Source organism: Paraburkholderia youngii (assembly GCF_013366925.1).
Lineage (GTDB): Bacteria > Pseudomonadota > Gammaproteobacteria > Burkholderiales > Burkholderiaceae > Paraburkholderia > Paraburkholderia youngii.
In genome coordinates this window covers 4590158-4608176 of sequence record NZ_JAALDK010000001.1, presented here as the reverse complement: position 1 = coordinate 4608176, position 18019 = coordinate 4590158, and the positions used below count along the sequence as shown (strand labels likewise).

The following is an 18019-nucleotide window of genomic DNA, read 5'->3' as shown; positions in this document are numbered from 1 at the left end:
TTCAAAAAGACAAACGATGATCTATCCGTGGCAAGCCGATGACTGGAACCGCCTGCAGCAGCTGCGCGGCCATTGGCCGCACGCGTTGTTGCTGCACGGCCAGGCGGGGATCGGCAAGCTGCGCTTCGCGCAGCACCTCGCGCAAGGTCTGCTGTGCGAGGCGCCGCTGCCGAACGGCGAGCCGTGCGGCGCGTGCGCGGCCTGCAACTGGTTCGTGCAGGGCAATCATCCGGACTACCGCATCGTCGTGCCGGAGGCGCTCGCCGCCGAAGCCGGTCTCGCGAACGCCGCGAACGGCGCCGACGACAAGGCCGAAAAAGCCGATGGCGACGAAGGCAAGAAGACCCGCACGCCGAGCAAGGAAATCAAGATCGAACAGATCCGCGGTCTGCTCGACTTCGTCGGCGTCGGTTCGCACCGCGGCGGCGCGCGCGTGGTCGTGCTGTATCCGGCCGAGGCGCTCAACGTCGCGGCCGCCAACGCGTTGCTGAAGACGCTCGAAGAGCCGCCCGCGGGCGTCGTGTTCCTGATGGTGTCGGCGCGCATCGACCGTTTGCTGCCGACCATCATCAGCCGCTGCCGTCAGTGGCCGATGAGCGTGCCAGCGCCGGACACCGCGGCGCCGTGGCTCGCCGCGCAAGGCGTCGAAGACGCCGCCGCGCTGCTCGCCGAAGCGGGCGGTGCGCCGCTCGCCGCGCTCGCGCTCGCCAGCGACGAGAACCGTCCGCTGCGCGACTGGACGCTCAAGCAGCTCGCGGCCGGCGCCGGCTGCGACGCATTCGCCTGTGGCGAGGCGCTGCAGAAGCTGCCGGTGCCGCTCGTGCTCGGCTGGCTGCAGCGCTGGATGTACGATCTGCTCGCGCAGCGCACCGCTGGCGCGCCGCGCTTTTTCCCGCAGGCGTCTGCCGCGCTCGCGCGCTGCGCCGCGCAGGCCGACGCCAATGCATTCGCACGCTTTCTGCGCACCGTTACGCGCCAGCGCGCGGTCGAAAACCATCCGCTCAACCCGCGGCTCGTGTTCGAGGAACTGTTCATCGGCTATCGCGCGCTGTTTGCGTGAGCCCGCAGCCAGACAGCCTTCCGTCTTATTCCATTCAAGCCAAGCCACCATGAGCCTTTCCTACCGCGACGCCACGCTCGACGATCTGCCCGCGATCGTCGCCATCTACAATTCGACGATTCCGTCGCGTCAGGTCACTGCGGACCTCGAGCCGGTCAGCATCGAGAGCCGGCATGCATGGTTTCATGCGCACGGCCCGCAGAAGCGGCCGCTGTGGGTGGTCGAAGATCCGCAGCAGGCGGGCCGCGTGATCGCGTGGCTGAGCTTTTCCGATTTTTATGGGCGTCCGGCCTACCAGCGCACCGCCGAAGTCAGCATCTATCTGGACGAAAGCGCGCGCGGCCAGGGTCTCGGCAAGCAGTTGCTGGCGGCGTCGCTCGAAGCGGCACCCGGTCTTGGCATCGACACGGTGCTCGGTTTCGTGTTCGGTCACAATGAAGCGAGCGTGCGGCTGTTCCGCGGCTTCGGCTTCGACGCATGGGGCACGCTGCCGCGCGTCGCGGTGCTGGACGGCGTCGAGCGCGATCTGGTGATTCTTGGCAAGCGCCTTGCGCACGCTACCTAAGCAAGCTACCTGAGCCGTCCCAAGCGGCCCCGGCCATGCCGTCGCCCGGCCGCAAAGCCCTTTTTTCGCAGGACCTGACCATGTTTGTCGATTCACACTGCCATATCAACTTCGAAGGACTCGCGGACCGTCTGCCGCAAGTGCTCGAAAACATGCGCAGCCATTCGGTGTCGCACGCGCTGTGCGTGTCGGTGGACCTCGAAACGCTGCCGTCGGTGCTGGATATCGCCAACCGCCATGACAACGTGTACGCGTCGGTCGGCGTGCATCCCGATCACGAGCACATGCGCGAGCCGAGCGTGGCCGAACTGGTCGAACTGGCCGAGCACCCGAAGGTCGTCGCGATCGGCGAAACCGGGCTCGACTACTACCGCCTCGAAGGCCGCTCGATCGCCGACATGGAGTGGCAGCGCGAGCGCTTTCGCACGCACATCCGCGCCGCGCACGCGACCGGCAAGCCGCTCATCATCCACACCCGTTCGTCGTCGGAAGATACGTTGCGCATCATGGCCGAGGAGCGCGCGGGCGTGCCGGGCGGCGTGATGCACTGCTTCACCGAACCGTGGGCCATCGCCGAGCAGGCGCTTGCGCAGAATTTTTACATTTCGCTGTCGGGCATCGTCACGTTCAAGAACGCGACCGATGTGCAGGAGGTCGCGCGCCGCGTGCCGCTCGAGCGTCTGCTGATCGAAACCGATTCGCCGTATCTGGCGCCGGTGCCGTATCGCGGCAAGCCGAATGAACCTGCGTACGTCAGTTATGTCGGACGCTTCATCGCGCAGCAACGCGAGATGCCGGACGAGGCGCTGGCTGCCGCAACCACGCAAAACTTCTTCAGGCTGTTCGGAATCGCCGCGCCGGCCGATGTCTGAAAAAGCCGAGTAACATCAAAGAGATAGGAAGCTTTCCTAAAGTACCATATGAAAAATATTTCGACGTCGTCCGCTGCTTTCCAACCGCTGTCCGCCGGGCCGGGCGCCCGGGCTCTCGCGCCGGCACGCCGTCTTGCGTGCGCCGCCGCGCTCGCCTGCGCGGCGCTGGTCGCGGTGCCCGCGCATGCAGCGCCGATCGACACGCTCATCAAGGCGGTCAAGTTCGACGACGTCGACGGCGTCAAAAAGCTGCTCGCTAAGGGCATGGACCCGAACAGCGTCGACAATCAGGGCATGCCGCTGCTGGTGATCGCCGCCCGCGAGAAATCCGACAAGGTCGCGGCCGCGTTGCTCGCGAATCCGAAAACCGACATCGAGATCCAGGACAAGGCCGGCGAGAATGCGCTGATGATGGCGTCGTTGGTCGGCGACCTGAACCTCGTGAATCTGCTGATCGCGAAGGACGCCGAGGTCAACAAGAAGGGCTGGGCGCCGCTGCACTACGCGGCCGCCAACGGCCACGACGACATCGTCAAGGTGCTGCTCGACCACTCGGCCTACGTCGACACGGGCTCGCCGAACGGCACCACGCCGCTGATGATGGCCGCGCGCGGCGGCCACGTGTCGACGGTCAAGCTGCTGCTCGACAACGGCGCGGACCTGTCGGTGAAAAACCAGATCGGCATGACCGCGCTCGATTTCGCCAAGACCTACAAGGAGCCGGACGTCGTCGAAGGACTCACGGCCCGCATGCAGCAGACCCAGCAGCAGAAACAATGACGCTGTCGGCAGGCGGTGCGGCGGGCCCGCGAGGCCGTGCCGTTTTGCTGCGGTTTTGTCCGAGCCGCGCGGCAGCGGGCCTGCTGCCGCCGTGTAAAACAGTGCAGAATGACGACTTCGGCGCGCCGCGTAGCGCGCCGCCCGGACGCGGCAGAAAGACCGCGTGATAAACAACCCTGGAAAAGGAACACCATGCTGCGGGCATTGATTTTCGCCGGCGCGCTTGCCTTGCCGCTTTCGGCAGCCGCGTTTACGGGAGGCGACCTCAACAAGCTGTGCACCAAGACGGACATCGCTTCGCGTAGCGCCTGCGCGGCCTACATAGAAGGCGCGGCCGACGGCATCTTCAACACGATCGACGCGATCGGCGGCACCACCGGTCCGCGCGTCGGCCAGTACTTCTGCCTGCCGCCGGATGCGCGCTCGGCGCAGTTGACCGACGCCGTGCGCAAGTACATCGCCGAGAATCCTAACGCCGCGGGCTACAACGCTAGCACGGCGATTTCGCTGGGTCTCGGCAAGGCGTTTCCGTGCAAGAGCGGCGGCTGATCGATAACCGCCGCGCATCGAAGAACCCGTTGTAACGCCCCAGGCGCCGTCGAGCGCCTTGGGTGTCGGGGTCGTCGCTCCCGCTGGGGGCGCCCCCGGATGTCAGTAGTCCCGCAGGCGCGCCGCCGCTCATCGAGCCCGGAGGAAGATGCCCGTTATGCCTACTATCGACGACTTCTACCGCGTGGCCGCCGCGCCGCTGCATACGTGGCTCGGCGCGCTGATCGTGACGGCATTCGTGACGATCGTGGCGATCGGCGTTCACCGCCTTGGCGCGCGCGTCGTGATGCGTCTAGCCCGACCGCATGCGCTGACGAGCGTCGTGCTGCGCTATATCGACAAGCCCTCGCTGTTCGTCCTCGTGATCCTCGTGTTCGCGTGGGTCTGGTCCGAGGCGCCCGATACCCTCAACTTCATCGAACCGGTGCGCGACATCACCGGCATCGCGCTGATCGCCGCACTGACGTGGCTGTCGGTGCGCTCGGCCGCGGCGATCGGCGAAGCGATCATCCGCGCTCATCCGCTCGATAGCGCCGATAACCTGCAAGCGCGCCGCATCCATACGCAGGCGCGTGTGCTCGCGCGCTCGGTGATGATCGTGATCGTGATCATCGGTGTCGGCGGTGCTCTGATGACCTTGCCCAATGTGCGGCAAATCGGTGCGAGCCTGCTGGCTTCGGCCGGCGTCGCCGGTCTGGTCGCCGGTATCGCGGCGCGGCCGGTGCTCGGCAACCTGATCGCCGGTTTGCAGATCGCGCTGTCGCAGCCGATCCGCCTCGACGACGTCGTCGTGATCCAGAACGAGTGGGGGCGCATCGAGGAAATCACCGGCACCTACGTGTCGGTGCGGCTGTGGGACCAGCGCCGCCTGATCGTGCCGCTGCAATGGTTTATCGAAAACCCGTTCACGAACTGGACGCGCAACAGCTCGCAGATCATCGGCACCGTGTTCCTGTTCGTCGATTACCGGATGCCGCTCGCGCCGCTGCGCGAGGAGCTCGCGCGCATCGTCGAGAATGCACCCGAGTGGGACCGCCGCGTGCAGGTGCTGCAAGTGACGGACTGCACCGAGCGCGCGATGCAGTTGCGCGCGCTCGTCAGCGCGCCCGATTCCGGCCTCGCGTGGGATTTGCGCTGCCGCGTGCGGGAAGGGCTGCTCGATTTCGTGCACCGGCATTACCCGGAATACCTGCCGCGGGCGCGTGCGGAGGTGTCGGCGGAGCTGGAGACGAGCGGCGCTGGCCCGATCGACTGGCTGCCGCGCAGCCGCCAGGCGCCCGCCGGCAGCACCGCCGCGCATACGGAAGCCGATCCGGTGGCGAGCCGCCTCGGCCGCACTGGCACGGCCGAGGTCCCGCAGAAGGCGAAGGAGCAGGCTTAGCCAGGCGTTGCCGAGCGCCAATCACGAATCGCGCGCCGCGAACGTCGAGCCCGCTCACGCCCAACGAAGCCCGGGCACACCGATTGCTCTTTACGGGCGCACCACGCCCGCGCAGTCGGCGCGGCGCAGCGCAAGAACTACGGAGGACATGCACTATGGGCCGATTGATCGTCGTGTCGAATCGCGTCGCGACGCCGACGGAGACCAAGGGATCGGCGGGCGGACTGGCCGTCGGCGTATTCGGCGCGCTCAAGGATGCAGGCGGCGTCTGGTTCGGCTGGAGCGGCGACGTGGTCAGCGAGACGGTCGCCAACGCGGGGCCGATGCTCGAGCAGGACGGCGCGGTGACCTTCGCGACCGTCGGCCTCACGCGCAAGGACTACGACCAGTACTACCGCGGCTTCTCGAACGCGACGCTGTGGCCGGTATTCCACTACCGCAACGACCTCGCGCGCTACGAGCGCGACGAGTACGCCGGCTACCGGCGCGTCAACGCGTGGCTCGCGCACAAGCTGGTCAAGCTGCTCGAACCGGACGACATCATCTGGATTCACGACTACCATCTGATCCCGTTCGCCGAGGCGCTGCGCAGCGAGGGCGTGACGAACCGCATCGGCTTCTTCCTGCACATCCCGTTTCCCGCGCCGCAGATCCTGCTCAACATTCCGCCGCACGAGGAGCTCGTCAAGTCGCTGTCGTGCTACGACCTGCTCGGCTTCCAGACCGCCACCGACCAGCAGGCGTTCCACGACTACGTGACCCGTCACGCGCGCGGCACGGTCAGCGCCGACGGCATCGTCGAGGCGTTCGGGCGCAAGCTGCGCACCGGCGTGTATCGGATCGGCGTGTTCCCCGACGAAATCGCCGAGCAGGCCAAGCGCTACGAAAGTCGCCAGCATGTGCTCGAACTGAAGCAAAGCCTCGAAGGGCGCAAGCTGATCATGAGCGTCGACCGGCTCGATTATTCGAAGGGGCTGGTCGAGCGGTTTCGCGCGTTCGAACTGCTGCTCGAACGCTCGCCCGAATGGCGCGGCAACGTCACGCTCGTGCAGATCGCGCCACCGACGCGTTCGGACGTCGCGACCTATCAGAAGATCCGCCAGGATCTCGAATACGAGGCGGGGCGCATCAACGGCCGCTACTCGGGGCTCGATTACACGCCGATCCGCTATCTGAACCAGCAGTACGACCGCTGGAAGCTGATGTCGCTGTTTCGCGAGTCGCAGATCGGCTTCGTCACGCCGCTGCACGACGGCATGAACCTCGTCGCGAAGGAGTACGTGGCCGCGCAGAATCCCGATGATCCCGGCGTACTCGTGCTGTCGATTTTCGCGGGCGCCGCGGCCGAGCTTTCCGGCGCGGTGCTCGTCAATCCGCACGATGCGATCGGCATGTGCGAAGCCTTGCAGCGCGCACTGCAGATGCCGCTCGACGCGCGCCAGCGGCGTCACGAGATCAACATGGCCGCTCTGCGCGAGAACGATCTCGGTGTATGGCGCGACAGCTTTCTCAGAGATTTGCGCAGCGTGCCCGTGCGCCGATCGGGCGAGGGTGGGGGCCACCAATGACGACGCGGTGATGGCGCGGCAAAGGCAAAGTTCGGCCAAAGCCGGCGCGCGGCCCCGTGTCACTGGATGTAAGCCGTATGTAACAGCACCGAGCAATTGCAAGACCTGCGGCTTTTCCACCGCCGCCAGGGAATAATCCTCCGTAGCGACGATGCATGCGGGGCTTAGGGACCGCGTGAATTGATCCGACGTCATGGCGCTGTCATACTCGGCGTCGCCGACGGCATCGCGATTGCGCGGCAGCCGCCGGCTCACGGAGACACAATATGAAGATTGCGCAGATCGCCCCGCTGACCGAATCGGTGCCGCCGAAGCTTTACGGCGGCACGGAGCGGGTCGTGTCGTACATCACCGAGGCGCTGGTCGAGCAGGGCCACGACGTGACGCTGTTCGCGAGTGGCGACTCCGTCACGAACGCGAAGCTCGAACCGGTGTGGCCGCGCGCGCTGCGGCTCGATCCGGGCATTCGCGACCGCGTCGCGCCGCACATGCTGCTGATGGAACTGGTGCGCCGCCAGGCCGAAGACTTCGACGTGCTGCATTTCCATCTCGACTATTACTCGTTCTCGGTATTCAAGCGGCAGGAAACGCCGTTCGTCACGACGATGCACGGGCGGCTCGATCTGCCCGAGCAGCAGCCGGTGTTCGACACCTTCAACTCGGTGCCGGTGATCTCGATCTCGAATGCGCAGCGTCATCCGCTGCCGCAGGCGCGCTGGCTCACCACGGTCTATCACGGCCTGCCGGAGCAGCTCTATACGCCGCAACCGGTCGAGCAGAAGTACCTCGCGTTTCTCGGCCGGATTTCGCCGGAAAAACGCGTCGATACGGCGATCCGCATCGCGGGCCGCTGCGGCATGCCGATCCGCATCGCCGCCAAGGTCGATGCGGCCGACCGCGAATACTTCGAGCGCGATATCCGGCCGTTGCTCGACCTGCCGTACGTCGAGTACATCGGCGAGATCGCCGATCATCAGAAGGCCGAGTTTTTGTCGGGCGCGCATGCGCTGCTGTTTCCGATCGACTGGCCGGAGCCGTTCGGTCTCGTGATGATCGAGGCGATGGCATGCGGCACGCCGGTGATCGCGTTCAATCGCGGCTCGGTGCCGGAAGTGCTCGAAGAGGGCGTGACCGGGTTCATCGTCGAGGACGAGATCGGCGCGGTGGCGGCCGTCAACCGGCTGCACAAGGTGCCGCGCGCGGGCGTGCGGCGCCGCTTCGAGGAGCGCTTCACGTCGCACCGGATGGCGCGTCAGTATGTGGAGGCGTATCAGTCGGTGATTCGCGCGCAGAAACGCTCGCGGTTCAAGGTGATCGATTCGTCGGGCGCTTGACGCGGGATCGTTCGCACGTGTCGAAGTGAAGAACGGCGGTGCGCGATGCGCGGCGCCGTTTGTTTTCGCGCTTGAGTCTTCTCGCGTTTGAGCGTCGGCATCGGCATCGCACGACAAAAAGGCCGCGCGATGGCCCACACAGGGTCCCTCGCGCGGCCTTCGCCGCGATGCGATCCGGATGCAAAGCCTGCGCGTGTCTCGGGATGCACGCGCGCAGGTGTTCAGCGAAGCGTGCCGGGCAACGCGCTCAGATCTTCAGCCGCGTGACCTTCGTGCCTTGCAGCGACACGTCGCCCATCAGGCCCGCGTTGGTCAACACGAAAACCTGCACCGGCGCGGTGGCCGTGGTCGTGTCGACGGCGCCGTTCGCGCCGATCTTCACGAGCGCGACCGATGCATCGACGCCGGCCGACCAGCCGTCCGCGTTGCGGAATTTGTCGAGCGAATCCTGCGTCATGAACAGGAAGATCAGTGCCTTCGACTGCGCGCCCGCCGTCAGGCCCAACGAGCCCGACACGGTGCTGTAGTAGCCGACCGTCGCGCCGCCCACTCGCAATGCGCCTTCGCCATACTGACCGCCGACGATGAAGCCCGCCTGTATCACCGACGGGAACACCAGCACACCGCGCGCCTTCGACACCAGCTCGCGCGAGCCCGGCACGGTCGTGAACAGCCTGGACAGCGTGCCGTCGACGCTGGCGTCGATCGACTGCCGTTTCGAGGCGTTGACATGAGCATTGTCCGGAGTGTTGCCCGTCGTCGTGCACCCGGCGAGTGCAAGGCCTCCGAAAGCTAGCGCAGCGGTCGTCTTCAACATGAAGTGTCGTCTTTGCATCGTTTTTCTCCGTGGTGGATCCGGGGCGCAACCGTGTTGATGTCGCCTGGTTGCCTCTGAGTTATAACACAGCCCGGTCTAAAAGGCGCGTTGCGTGGCAACGCGAAAAGCCTTATGGAACAAGGGTTTGAGGCTAATCCCAAGGTGCTTTTCAGTAATTTTGACCGGCCCGCCGGGCGGCGTCGAAGTACGCGTCGAGCGAAGCTCGGAGGAGGCGAAGCAGACGAGCGCCCGAGGCGAGGCGATTTTGGTGACGCTTCGCCGCAGCCCCGCGATGCGCCTGTTTTTACCGATTTTCGCGTGGCGCGGCGGCCCATCGACATGGAAATGAAAGTGTTGTTTCGACGCAGCAAATGGCAGCGGAGTAGCAGCGGCGCGGCCGCCGCTCACCCGTGATTCACCGGACTCTTGACCGCGGGCGGGCGCCGCAGCGCGCGGCGCACCATGCCGATGATCGCGCCGATCGCGAACAGGATCGCCGCCGGCACGATCCAATAGCCGACGAACGCGTGCCACAGATACGCGAACAGCGTCGAGCGACGCACGTTGTATTCGTTGATCGCCTCCTGCTGACGCGGCGCGTTGGCGGCCAGCACGTCGGCCGGGCAGCCGGCGGCCTTTGCCTCGTCGGGCTTGCCATGGCAATGCGCGGGCGCGCCGGCGGCGCGCTGCGCCTGAGTGAAATTCCAGGTGGTCAGCGCGCGCTCGAGATCGACCGCGTTGTACGACATTTCCTCGCGGATCTCGTTGACCGCGACGATCGCCACCGGCACGGCCCAGAATATGATGACCAGCAACCACCGCCTTAACCAGCGGTTTTTGTGCTTCGATACCATCCTTGCCTCCAATCGATGCTCAGTAGCACCAACGACAAGATGGCGGCCCCGTTTTGATTGGTTCTATAGGTGAGGGTGGGCCGTCTCCGCAGCCATCATAGAAGAAAACGGCGCGTTGCGCCGGTGGGCTACGAAGAAGGGGGCGAGCGGAGCGCCGCGTGGGTGGAACGATGCGCCGGCGCCGCGTCGACAGGCAGCGCGCCGGCTGGAGGAACGGCTACGCGTCTCGCTCAGTTGGCGGGCGCCGACGAGGACAGGCAGGTCTTCATGAACGCCTTGCGGTCGTCGCCTTTCTTGTCGCCCGCCTGCTTGTTGCAGGCCTTCATCTTGTCCTGCTGGCTCATCGGCGCGGCGGCTGCCGGCTTCGCGGAAAGACAGGTTTGCATGAACGCCTTGCGCTCGTCGCCCTTCTTGTCGCCGGCCTGCTTGTTGCAGTCGGCCATCTTGGTCTGCTGGCTGTTCGCCGCGAACGCCGGCGATACGAGTACCGCGCCCAACACCAGCGTAGCGATAGCGGATTGGATTTTCATGGGACACTCCATCGGTGGTGAAAACGTTTCTGATCGTTTATGCGCGCGGGCGACGACAGCATCCACGGGCCCATCGGCGCATCCATTATGGCAAATGCCGTCTGCCAGAACGGCTCGAAATGCATTCTGGTTGACAGCGGTGCGCGCTCGTTTTCCCTGAGTGGCGCAAAGCAAGCGGTGATGCGGCGTTTGAAACGATCGAATCAACGAGCGCGCGAATTTTGTTATGCAATGCAGATTGGTTGCGCCGATTATTCCTTGCTTATTGAATAGAAATTACGGATCGCGGTATTTGGATATATTGCCGACAGGCAATCAGGATTTCTACATTGCTGCAATGCAACTGAATAGAAAATTGGCATGAAATTCGGCAGCCGCCGTTGTGCAGAATCGCGCTCCGATGCATGCCGGCACTGGTGTCAACCTTGATCGTTGCGAGGAGACTTGCCATGCATTACCTGTTGATGTACGAGTTGGTACCCGACTATCTGGAGCGACGCGGCGAGTACCGCGACGCGCATCTGAAACTCGCTTGGGCCGCCGCCGAACGGGGCGAACTGCTGCTGGCCGGCGCGCTCACCGAGCCGACGGACGGGGCGGTGCTGCTCTTCACCGGCACCTCGCCGGCAGTCGCGCAAGCCTTTGCCAAGGCCGATCCGTACGTGCTATCCGGACTCGTCACGCGCTGGCGAGTGCGCGAATGGACCACCGTCGTCGGCGAGCACGCATCGAAACCAGTGCGCCCGTAGCGTCGCTCGAAGCGACTTCAACGTCTTTGCTCTCGCCTCTAACTCCGCGCATGCGCAGCAGCCGCATGCGCGCCTCCGATTGCCTCGATGTCACCGCACGTGCGTGTCGCCGTTCTTTCGCCGACGCTCGACACCGCCGACCACATCAAACATCAAATGGCATAGAAATGCGTGCTGGATTGGCAATTGCGTTTTTAAAGCGCATTCTGTGCGGCAATGCTGTATTGTGCTTTGCAATAGACCGATTCGATGCCAGATAAGCAGGCGGCTTCTGTTACGGCAATACGAGAATCGACGCAGCGAAACGGAAAAGATTGTTTCTATCCGTAACACTTGTCTCAACTGTACTCATGCAAAGAACGGGATGGTATGCTTCGTGCACAAATTTTCCCGTGCACGAGTGAGACCGCGTTTTGTGCTTCGCAATAGGGAAGAGCCGCACCATGCGTGGGCGGACTGCTCCGGCGAGCCGAACGGATAAAACAAATTTGTGCAACCGAGGGCCGCACACGGGTCGTGAACGCTGAGAATCCGTGGCAGGCCCAACGCCGCGGCCAGGCCAGGCCGCGTGGAGAAAATCCAATGTTTTTCGATGAGCTAAACAACGACGAATGGGCGCTGCTCGCGCCGCTCGTCTCCGACGAGCCGGCCGTCCGTCTGAACCGGCGCGGGCGGCCGCGCGCCGAACCGCGCATCGTGACGAATGCGGTGCTGTGGATCATGACCACGGGTGAGCCGTGGTCGAAGCTGCCGGGCCGCTATCCGTCCGGTCCCACGTGCCGTCGCCGCTTCGAAGAGTGGCAACTGAACGGCACTCTGCTGGAGATGGTCCGCCTGCTGTCGCAGAGCGGCCGCACCTTCGCGTACATTCCCCAACCGGCGCCGCCCGTTACGGCCAGACCCGTGGCGCCGGTTGCGCAAACCCCGAGCCCGCGCGAAGACAACAGTCTGCGCGGCGTGTCGTGGAAGAGTCCCGAGTCGTGGCAGGCGCCCGGCGTCGCGAGTGCGTTGAGCCAATGGCGCACGGCCGATCCGATCGGCGACATCACGCGGCAATTGTCGGGGCTCGGGCCCGCGGCAGTGCCGGCGACGCCCGTGGCGACATTCGCGTCGGCCGCGGCGCCAGTGGCGCATGTCGAACCCGCCGCATTCGACACGGCCGGGACCTTCCCGCCCGACGAGCCGCGCCCGTCGCTGACGATGGCCCTCGCGCCGAGCGGCATGCAGGTCGCCGACTCGCGCGGTTATCTGATCTACGTGGTGGTCGAGGAAGTGCCGAATGCGATGTATCGCGGGTGGGCGGAGATCATCAGGGACGGCAAGCGTGTCGAGCGCTCCGGCCTCGTCGGCCCGCGCTTCGAGGATGCGCAGCACGCGCAGCAATTCGCGCTCGACTGGGCACGTCAGTGGATCGATCGCGAATGCGCAACCGACGCGGCGGCCGCCGCGCTGACCGAGGCAAGCGCCGCTGAACCTGCGTCGGCAACCGCATCGAGCAACCCTGTGCAGCGCTCGGCGAGCCGTTCGTTGGCGGGCCTGCGGCATGTGCCGGAACCGGCGTCGATCGATGGCAGCGCGAATCACGGCGCGCCTTTGCACGGGCAGCTGAAGCCATCACCGAATGCATTGCGCGTGCCGCTGCGCCGCTATCCGTCGGACACCGCGAGCGCGAGCGTGACGAGCACGCCCGCGGTGACGACCGACAGCGGCACCGTGGAGCACTTTTCGGCGACCTACAAAGAACTCATCTCGTACGTGGGATGAACCCGGCGGACCCCGCGGCCGCCTGGCGCCGCCGCAGGGTCCCGCATCGTTATCGCGGCCGGTCGCGCGTCATTGCCGTCCGTACGTATCGTCGAAGCGCACGATATCGTCTTCACCGAGGTACGAACCGGACTGCACCTCGATCATTTCGAGCGGCATCTTGCCCGGGTTTTCGAGGCGATGCGTGGTGCCGAGCGGAATATAAGCCGACTCGTTTTCAGACACGATAAAGCGCTCGTCGCCGCGCGTCACGAGCGCGGTGCCGCGCACGACGATCCAGTGCTCCGCGCGATGATGATGCATCTGCAACGACAGCCGCGCACCCGGCTTCACGACGATCCGCTTGACCTGGAAGCGTTCGCCGGTGTCGACGGAATCGTAGTTGCCCCACGGGCGATGCACCTTGCGATGATTGGCCGCTTCGAGCCCGCCATCCTCGCGAATCCGGTTGACGATCTTCTTGACCTCCTGCACGCGTGATTTATCGGCAACGAGAATCGCATCGGCGGTCTCGACGACGACGAGATCCTGCGTGCCGACGCAGGCAATCAGTCGTCCTTCGGAATGCGCGAAGGTCGAGTTCGCACCTTCGAACATCACGCGGCCGCGGCTCACATTGCGATCGGCGTCCTTCTCGGAGATGTCCCAGATCGCGTCCCACGAACCGACGTCGGACCAGCCGGCCATCAGCGGCACGACCACGCCCGACGCGATGCTCTGATCGGCGCCGAGCTTTTCCATCACCGCGTAGTCGATCGAATTCGACGGCGACGCGCCGAACGCATCGCGTTGCAGCCGGAAGAAGTCGCCGTCCGCCGTGCTGCCCGCGAAGGCCGCTTCGGATGCTTCGTAAATGGCCGGTTGAAAATGGCGAATTGCTTTGAGCCACGTCGATGCGCGCACGATGAAAATACCGCTGTTCCACCAGTATTCGCGTGATTCGACGTAGTGCCGCGCGAGTTCCAGATGCGGCTTTTCGACGAAGCTATCGAGGCGGTGCGCGACGAGGCGCGCCGATGCATCGGTCTGTCCAACATCCTGCGCATCGTCAGAACCGAGCGGCGCGCCGATGCGGATATAGCCATAGCCGGTTTCCGCGCGCGTCGGCACGATGCCCATCGTCACGATCCGGCCGGCGGCCGCATGCTGGACGCCGGCGGCGACCGCCGCGTGAAAGCCTGCGCTGTCGGTGACCGCGTGATCGGCGGGCATCACGACCATGATGCCGTCTTCGTCCTGCGCGGCGACGGACAACGCGGCCACCGTCAACGCGGGCGCGGTGTCACGGCCTACCGGTTCGAGTATCAGCCGGCTCGGCTTGCCGCTCGTGCGCAACTGTTCGGCCGTCGTGAAGCGCTGCTCTTCGTTGGCGACGACCACGAGCTGGCCGGCGAGCGGATAGCCGGCTTCGAGCCCATCGAGACGGCGGGTCGTCGATTGCAGCAGCGACTCGTCGCCGAGCAGGCCGATCAGCTGCTTCGGATGCTGCTCGCGCGACATCGGCCACAGCCGGGTGCCCGAGCCGCCGGCGAGAATCACGGGATGAACCTTGAGCTTGACGCTGGTTCCGGTTGGGGAGGTGGACGAAGCGGCGGCGGTGGGCCGGGTGCAGGCGGGCTTGACCGGGGCCGGAGCTGTCATGGTGAACTCTCCTCGAGGCTGGATGAATGCGTCGAGTTTTATCACGAAGTCGAGAATCAATAAAAGCGCGTTAAATACAAATCGGATAAATCGCGCGTCGAATTTATTCGAAATACCGGAAAAAATGTGTCGCCGATTGATTCAAAAATAAAAATTACCTGAAAAAAATCGACAAGCATTTTTTTCGCTTAATGATGCGCAAGAATGATGGCACCCATGGAGCCGGGCGTCCCCGGCAGAACTGTTGGAAAAAGCGCAAGTTTCGGTGGGCAAGGCCTCGGATGGGCGGCTAGGAAACCGCTGTCGAGCCTGAATGCGGCAAAAATTACCTCTCAAAATGCACAAAAAATGCCGAAATTTTGACCGATACAATTTGAGATTTTTTGCGGCCTTGCCGTGCGAATTTTAATACGGCTTTATTGAGGCATGTACAAGGGTATTCACTCATCCGGCCGCGGTTTTTCCGCGATGGTCTGTTCATGCGCATTCAGTCCAATTCAGCCGCGAGGCAAATGGGAAATAAAAAGCGCAACGGTGAAACCCGCATGCAACACCCATTTCAACCAACCGACGGATCGCACTTTGACTGACGAACAGAGGGGCGGCGCATGCTGAGCGTTCTAGCGAGAATCATCGACATAGCCATGGTCGCGCTCGCCGCGATGGCGGCGGCGGCCGTGCACAGCGGCAGGGTGGTATGGCTCGACGATATGCAAAGCGTGTCGCTCGCGTTCGGCTGCCTGCTCGTGGTGGTGTTCTTCCCGGCGCTCGGCATCTATCAGTCGTGGCGCGGCAAGCCGCTCTACGATCTGCTGTCGCGCGTCACGGGCGGCTGGCTGATGGTCGAAGTGACCGGCGTGCTGATCAGCTTCAGCGTGCACCGCGCCGACAGCCTGTCGCGGCTGTGGCTCGTGTACTGGGCGCTCGCGTCGATCGTGCTGCTGGTCGTCACGAAGGTGATCGTCTATTCGATCCTGCGCGGACTGCGCCGCGAGGGCTTCAATCAGCGCGCGGTCGCGATCGTCGGCGGCGCGCCTTATGGGCGCTTCCTGATCGAACAGATGAGGGGCCGGCCGGAAGCCGGCTTCACGCCCGTGGTCGTGTTCGACGAGGGCGGCACGATCAATCCATATGAAGACCCGGACGCGGCGCCCGCGGTCGCTGGCGTGCCGGTCGAGCGTGACTATCAGCGCATGATCGAGCTGGTGCGCCAGCGCTCGATCCGCGAGCTGTGGCTCGCGCTGCCGATCTCGAAGGAGAAGGCGATCCATCGCTTCGTGATGGATCTGCGCAACGACTTCGTGAACATCCGCTTCATCCCCGATGTCGGCAGCCTGACGCTGTTCAATCAGCCGATGGTCGAGCTGCTCGGCGTGCCCGCGATCAACCTCGCCGCCTCGCCGATCACCGATCTGCGCGTGCTGCCCAAGCGCGTATTCGACAGCCTGTTCGCGCTCGGCGCGTTGCTCGCGCTGTCGCCGCTGATGCTCGTGATCGCGCTGATGGTGAAGCTCAGCTCGCCGGGACCGGTGTTTTTCCGCCAGCGCCGCAAGGGCATCGACGGCCGCGAGTTCGAGATCTTCAAGTTCCGCTCGATGAAGGTCCACAAGGAAGCGGCCGGCCAGATCACCCAGGCGACGCGGCGCGATCCGCGCATCACCGCGGTCGGCGCGTTCCTGCGCCGCACCAGCCTCGACGAGCTGCCGCAGTTCATCAACGTGCTGCGCGGCGAGATGTCGGTCGTAGGCCCCCGTCCGCACGCGCTCGAGCACGACGACATCTACAAGGATCTGGTGAAGGGCTATATGCACCGCTACCGGATCAAGCCCGGCATCACCGGCTGGGCGCAAATCAACGGTTATCGCGGCGAAACCGACCGCATCGAAAAGATGATGGGTCGCGTGAAGCTCGATCTGTACTACATGCAGCACTGGACCTTCTGGCTCGACATCAAGATCGTCGTGCTGACGCTGTGGAAAGGCTTCGCCGGCAGCAATGCCTATTGAACGTGGCGCGCCGGGCCGCGCCGATGCCACGCATCGCGCGAGCGCATTCCTGAATCAACTTTATTTATCGAGGTGCAATCCATGAACCTGACGATCATCGGTAGCGGCTATGTCGGCCTCGTGACCGGCGCGTGTCTGGCCGACATCGGCCACGACGTGTTTTGTCTCGACGTCGACGCACGCAAGATCGACGTGCTCAACAACGGCGGCGTGCCGATCCACGAACCGGGTCTGCAGGAGATCATCGCGCGCAATCGCCGCGCGAAGCGCCTGACGTTTTCCACCGACGTCGAGGCCGCGGTCGCGCACGGTGACATCCAGTTCATCGCGGTCGGCACGCCGGCCGACGAAGACGGTTCCGCCGATCTGCAGTACGTGCTCGCCGCCGCGCGCAACATCGGCCGCCATATGAACGGCTTCAAGGTGATCGTCGACAAATCGACTGTGCCGGTCGGCACCGCGTCGCGCGTACGCGAAGTGGTCGCCGCCGAGCTAACCGCGCGCGGCGTCGAGCAGATGTTCTCGGTCGTGTCGAATCCGGAGTTCCTGAAGGAGGGCGCGGCCGTCGAAGACTTCACGCGGCCCGATCGCATCGTGCTCGGCTGCGACGACGACGTGCCCGGCGAAAAGGCGCGCGAGCTGATGAAGCGCCTGTATGCGCCGTTCAATCGCAATCGCGAACGCACGCTGTATATGGACGTGCGTTCCGCCGAGTTCACCAAGTACGCGGCCAACGCGATGCTCGCGACGCGCATCTCGTACATGAACGAGCTCGCGAATCTGGCCGATCGCGTCGGCGCGGATATCGAGGCGGTGCGCCGCGGCATCGGTTCCGATCCGCGCATCGGCTACGACTTCCTGTACGCGGGCTGCGGCTATGGCGGCTCGTGCTTTCCGAAGGACGTGCAGGCGCTGATTCGCACCGCAGCCGATCACGACGCGAACCTGCGCATTCTCGAAGCGGTGGAAGCGGTCAACGACGCGCAGAAGCAGATCCTCGCGCAGAAGATCGTCGCGCGTCTCGGCGAGGATCTGTCGGACCGCACGTTCGGCGTGTGGGGTCTCGCGTTCAAGCCGAACACCGACGACATGCGCGCGGCGCCGAGCCGCGAGCTGATCGCCGAACTGCTGCGCCGCGGCGCGCGCGTGAAGGCCTACGACCCGGTGTCGATCGACGAAGCGAAGCGCGTGTTCGCGCTCGATCTGAAGGACGTGCCGCAGCAGCATGCGCGCCTGTCGTTCGTGAACGAGGAGATGGAAGCGGCGAGCGGCGTCGATGCACTCGTGATCCTGACCGAATGGAAAGTCTTCAAGAGCCCTGATTTCGATGCGCTGAAGCGCATGCTGAAGACGCCGCTGATTTTCGATGGCCGCAATCTGTACGAGCCGGATGTGCTGCTCGAACTCGGCATCGAGTATCACGCGATCGGCCGGCGGCACGCATTGCGCAATGCGCCGGCACGGGTCGGCGCGAACAGCGCGATGCATGCGGCGGACCTCGCCGCCGCGGAAACCTCAGGCCGCTGAGGCCATTGCGACCGCCGCCGCG

General features: G+C 64.6%; 18 protein-coding genes. 13 read left to right on the top strand and 5 right to left on the bottom strand.

The features are described 5' to 3' along the window. Positions 1-16: 16 nt before the first annotated feature. The 8 genes from G5S42_RS21110 to G5S42_RS21075 all read left to right on the top strand — a co-directional run bounded on the left by G5S42_RS21110 (position 17) and on the right by G5S42_RS21075 (position 8109). On the top strand, positions 17-1060 hold the full coding sequence (locus G5S42_RS21110) for a DNA polymerase III subunit delta' (RefSeq protein ID WP_176108576.1): 1044 nt from the start codon (positions 17-19) through the stop codon (positions 1058-1060). A 49-nt stretch (positions 1061-1109) separates the two neighbouring features. Further along, the gene (locus tag G5S42_RS21105; protein ID WP_176108575.1) at positions 1110-1625 is read left to right on the top strand and encodes a GNAT family N-acetyltransferase; all 516 of its coding nucleotides are present in this window, start codon (positions 1110-1112) and stop codon (positions 1623-1625) included. An 80-nt stretch (positions 1626-1705) separates the two neighbouring features. Beyond that, the gene (locus G5S42_RS21100; protein ID WP_176108574.1) at positions 1706-2497 is read left to right on the top strand and encodes a TatD family hydrolase; all 792 of its coding nucleotides are present in this window, start codon (positions 1706-1708) and stop codon (positions 2495-2497) included. Positions 2498-2545: 48 nt separating this feature from the next. Then, positions 2546-3277, top strand: coding sequence for an ankyrin repeat domain-containing protein (locus G5S42_RS21095; protein ID WP_176108573.1), 732 nt, complete (start codon positions 2546-2548; stop codon positions 3275-3277). 192 nt (positions 3278-3469) lie between these two features. Continuing rightward, positions 3470-3826 carry a Rap1a/Tai family immunity protein gene (locus tag G5S42_RS21090; RefSeq protein ID WP_176108572.1) on the top strand — a complete coding sequence of 119 codons (357 nt, stop codon included), beginning with the start codon at positions 3470-3472 and terminating at the stop codon, positions 3824-3826. Between the two features lie 157 nt (positions 3827-3983). Beyond that, on the top strand, positions 3984-5207 hold the full coding sequence (locus tag G5S42_RS21085) for a mechanosensitive ion channel family protein (protein ID WP_176108571.1): 1224 nt from the start codon (positions 3984-3986) through the stop codon (positions 5205-5207). A gap of 155 nt (positions 5208-5362) precedes the next feature. Further along, positions 5363-6775 carry an alpha,alpha-trehalose-phosphate synthase (UDP-forming) gene (otsA, locus tag G5S42_RS21080; protein WP_176108570.1) on the top strand — a complete coding sequence of 471 codons (1413 nt, stop codon included), beginning with the start codon at positions 5363-5365 and terminating at the stop codon, positions 6773-6775. Positions 6776-7041: 266 nt separating this feature from the next. After that, positions 7042-8109, top strand: a complete 1068-nt coding sequence (locus G5S42_RS21075) for a glycosyltransferase family 4 protein (RefSeq protein WP_176108569.1) — start codon at positions 7042-7044, stop codon at positions 8107-8109. A gap of 247 nt (positions 8110-8356) precedes the next feature. Here the strand turns inward: G5S42_RS21075 and G5S42_RS21070 are convergent, their stop codons facing one another. The 4 genes from G5S42_RS21070 to G5S42_RS21055 form a co-directional block, all read right to left on the bottom strand. Continuing rightward, positions 8357-8944 carry a BPSL1445 family SYLF domain-containing lipoprotein gene (locus G5S42_RS21070; RefSeq protein ID WP_176108568.1) on the bottom strand — a complete coding sequence of 196 codons (588 nt, stop codon included), beginning with the start codon at positions 8942-8944 and terminating at the stop codon, positions 8357-8359. Between the two features lie 78 nt (positions 8945-9022). After that, positions 9023-9334 carry a hypothetical protein gene (locus G5S42_RS21065; protein WP_176108567.1) on the bottom strand — a complete coding sequence of 104 codons (312 nt, stop codon included), beginning with the start codon at positions 9332-9334 and terminating at the stop codon, positions 9023-9025. Next, positions 9331-9780 (bottom strand): hypothetical protein, encoded by a 450-nt coding sequence (locus tag G5S42_RS21060; protein ID WP_176108566.1) that lies wholly within the window; start codon positions 9778-9780, stop codon positions 9331-9333. Before G5S42_RS21060 ends, G5S42_RS21065 begins: the two co-directional genes overlap by 4 nt. A 230-nt stretch (positions 9781-10010) precedes the next feature. Further along, positions 10011-10310: a PsiF family protein gene (locus tag G5S42_RS21055; RefSeq protein ID WP_018431983.1), complete on the bottom strand. Its 300-nt coding sequence runs from the start codon at positions 10308-10310 to the stop codon at positions 10011-10013. 39 nt (positions 10311-10349) lie between these two features. Between G5S42_RS21055 and G5S42_RS21050 the strand changes: the two genes are divergently transcribed. The 3 genes from G5S42_RS21050 (at position 10350) to G5S42_RS21040 (ending at position 12823) form a co-directional block, all read left to right on the top strand. Continuing rightward, on the top strand, positions 10350-10583 hold the full coding sequence (locus tag G5S42_RS21050) for a hypothetical protein (RefSeq protein WP_176108565.1): 234 nt from the start codon (positions 10350-10352) through the stop codon (positions 10581-10583). 176 nt (positions 10584-10759) lie between these two features. After that, positions 10760-11059 carry a YciI-like protein gene (locus G5S42_RS21045; RefSeq protein WP_176108564.1) on the top strand — a complete coding sequence of 100 codons (300 nt, stop codon included), beginning with the start codon at positions 10760-10762 and terminating at the stop codon, positions 11057-11059. Between the two features lie 582 nt (positions 11060-11641). Further along, on the top strand, positions 11642-12823 hold the full coding sequence (locus tag G5S42_RS21040; RefSeq protein WP_176108563.1) for a DUF6566 family protein: 1182 nt from the start codon (positions 11642-11644) through the stop codon (positions 12821-12823). A 69-nt stretch (positions 12824-12892) separates the two neighbouring features. Here G5S42_RS21040 and G5S42_RS21035 read toward each other — a convergent pair whose 3' ends face one another. After that, positions 12893-14464: a mannose-1-phosphate guanylyltransferase/mannose-6-phosphate isomerase gene (locus G5S42_RS21035; protein WP_217709929.1), complete on the bottom strand. Its 1572-nt coding sequence runs from the start codon at positions 14462-14464 to the stop codon at positions 12893-12895. Between the two features lie 608 nt (positions 14465-15072). Here G5S42_RS21035 and G5S42_RS21030 point away from each other — a divergent pair. Together G5S42_RS21030 and G5S42_RS21025 are read left to right on the top strand one after the other, a co-directional pair. Continuing rightward, positions 15073-16470 (top strand): undecaprenyl-phosphate glucose phosphotransferase, encoded by a 1398-nt coding sequence (locus G5S42_RS21030; protein WP_176108562.1) that lies wholly within the window; start codon positions 15073-15075, stop codon positions 16468-16470. 81 nt (positions 16471-16551) lie between these two features. Further along, on the top strand, positions 16552-17997 hold the full coding sequence (locus G5S42_RS21025) for a UDP-glucose dehydrogenase family protein (protein WP_176108561.1): 1446 nt from the start codon (positions 16552-16554) through the stop codon (positions 17995-17997). Positions 17998-18019: the final 22 nt, after the last annotated feature.

Coding starts and splice junctions, on each gene's coding strand:
- G5S42_RS21100 (WP_176108574.1), top strand. CDS start 1,706: ATGTTTGTCGATTCACACTGCCATATCAACTTCGAAGGACTCGCGGAC.
- G5S42_RS21105 (WP_176108575.1), top strand. CDS start 1,110: ATGAGCCTTTCCTACCGCGACGCCACGCTCGACGATCTGCCCGCGATC.
- G5S42_RS21075 (WP_176108569.1), top strand. CDS start 7,042: ATGAAGATTGCGCAGATCGCCCCGCTGACCGAATCGGTGCCGCCGAAG.
- G5S42_RS21040 (WP_176108563.1), top strand. CDS start 11,642: ATGTTTTTCGATGAGCTAAACAACGACGAATGGGCGCTGCTCGCGCCG.
- G5S42_RS21030 (WP_176108562.1), top strand. CDS start 15,073: ATGCTGAGCGTTCTAGCGAGAATCATCGACATAGCCATGGTCGCGCTC.
- G5S42_RS21045 (WP_176108564.1), top strand. CDS start 10,760: ATGCATTACCTGTTGATGTACGAGTTGGTACCCGACTATCTGGAGCGA.
- otsA (WP_176108570.1), top strand. CDS start 5,363: ATGGGCCGATTGATCGTCGTGTCGAATCGCGTCGCGACGCCGACGGAG.
- G5S42_RS21095 (WP_176108573.1), top strand. CDS start 2,546: ATGAAAAATATTTCGACGTCGTCCGCTGCTTTCCAACCGCTGTCCGCC.
- G5S42_RS21025 (WP_176108561.1), top strand. CDS start 16,552: ATGAACCTGACGATCATCGGTAGCGGCTATGTCGGCCTCGTGACCGGC.
- G5S42_RS21070 (WP_176108568.1), bottom strand. CDS start 8,944: ATGCAAAGACGACACTTCATGTTGAAGACGACCGCTGCGCTAGCTTTC.
- G5S42_RS21055 (WP_018431983.1), bottom strand. CDS start 10,310: ATGAAAATCCAATCCGCTATCGCTACGCTGGTGTTGGGCGCGGTACTC.
- G5S42_RS21035 (WP_217709929.1), bottom strand. CDS start 14,464: ATGACAGCTCCGGCCCCGGTCAAGCCCGCCTGCACCCGGCCCACCGCC.
- G5S42_RS21060 (WP_176108566.1), bottom strand. CDS start 9,780: ATGGTATCGAAGCACAAAAACCGCTGGTTAAGGCGGTGGTTGCTGGTC.
- G5S42_RS21050 (WP_176108565.1), top strand. CDS start 10,350: ATGCGCGCGGGCGACGACAGCATCCACGGGCCCATCGGCGCATCCATT.
- G5S42_RS21090 (WP_176108572.1), top strand. CDS start 3,470: ATGCTGCGGGCATTGATTTTCGCCGGCGCGCTTGCCTTGCCGCTTTCG.
- G5S42_RS21085 (WP_176108571.1), top strand. CDS start 3,984: ATGCCTACTATCGACGACTTCTACCGCGTGGCCGCCGCGCCGCTGCAT.
- G5S42_RS21110 (WP_176108576.1), top strand. CDS start 17: ATGATCTATCCGTGGCAAGCCGATGACTGGAACCGCCTGCAGCAGCTG.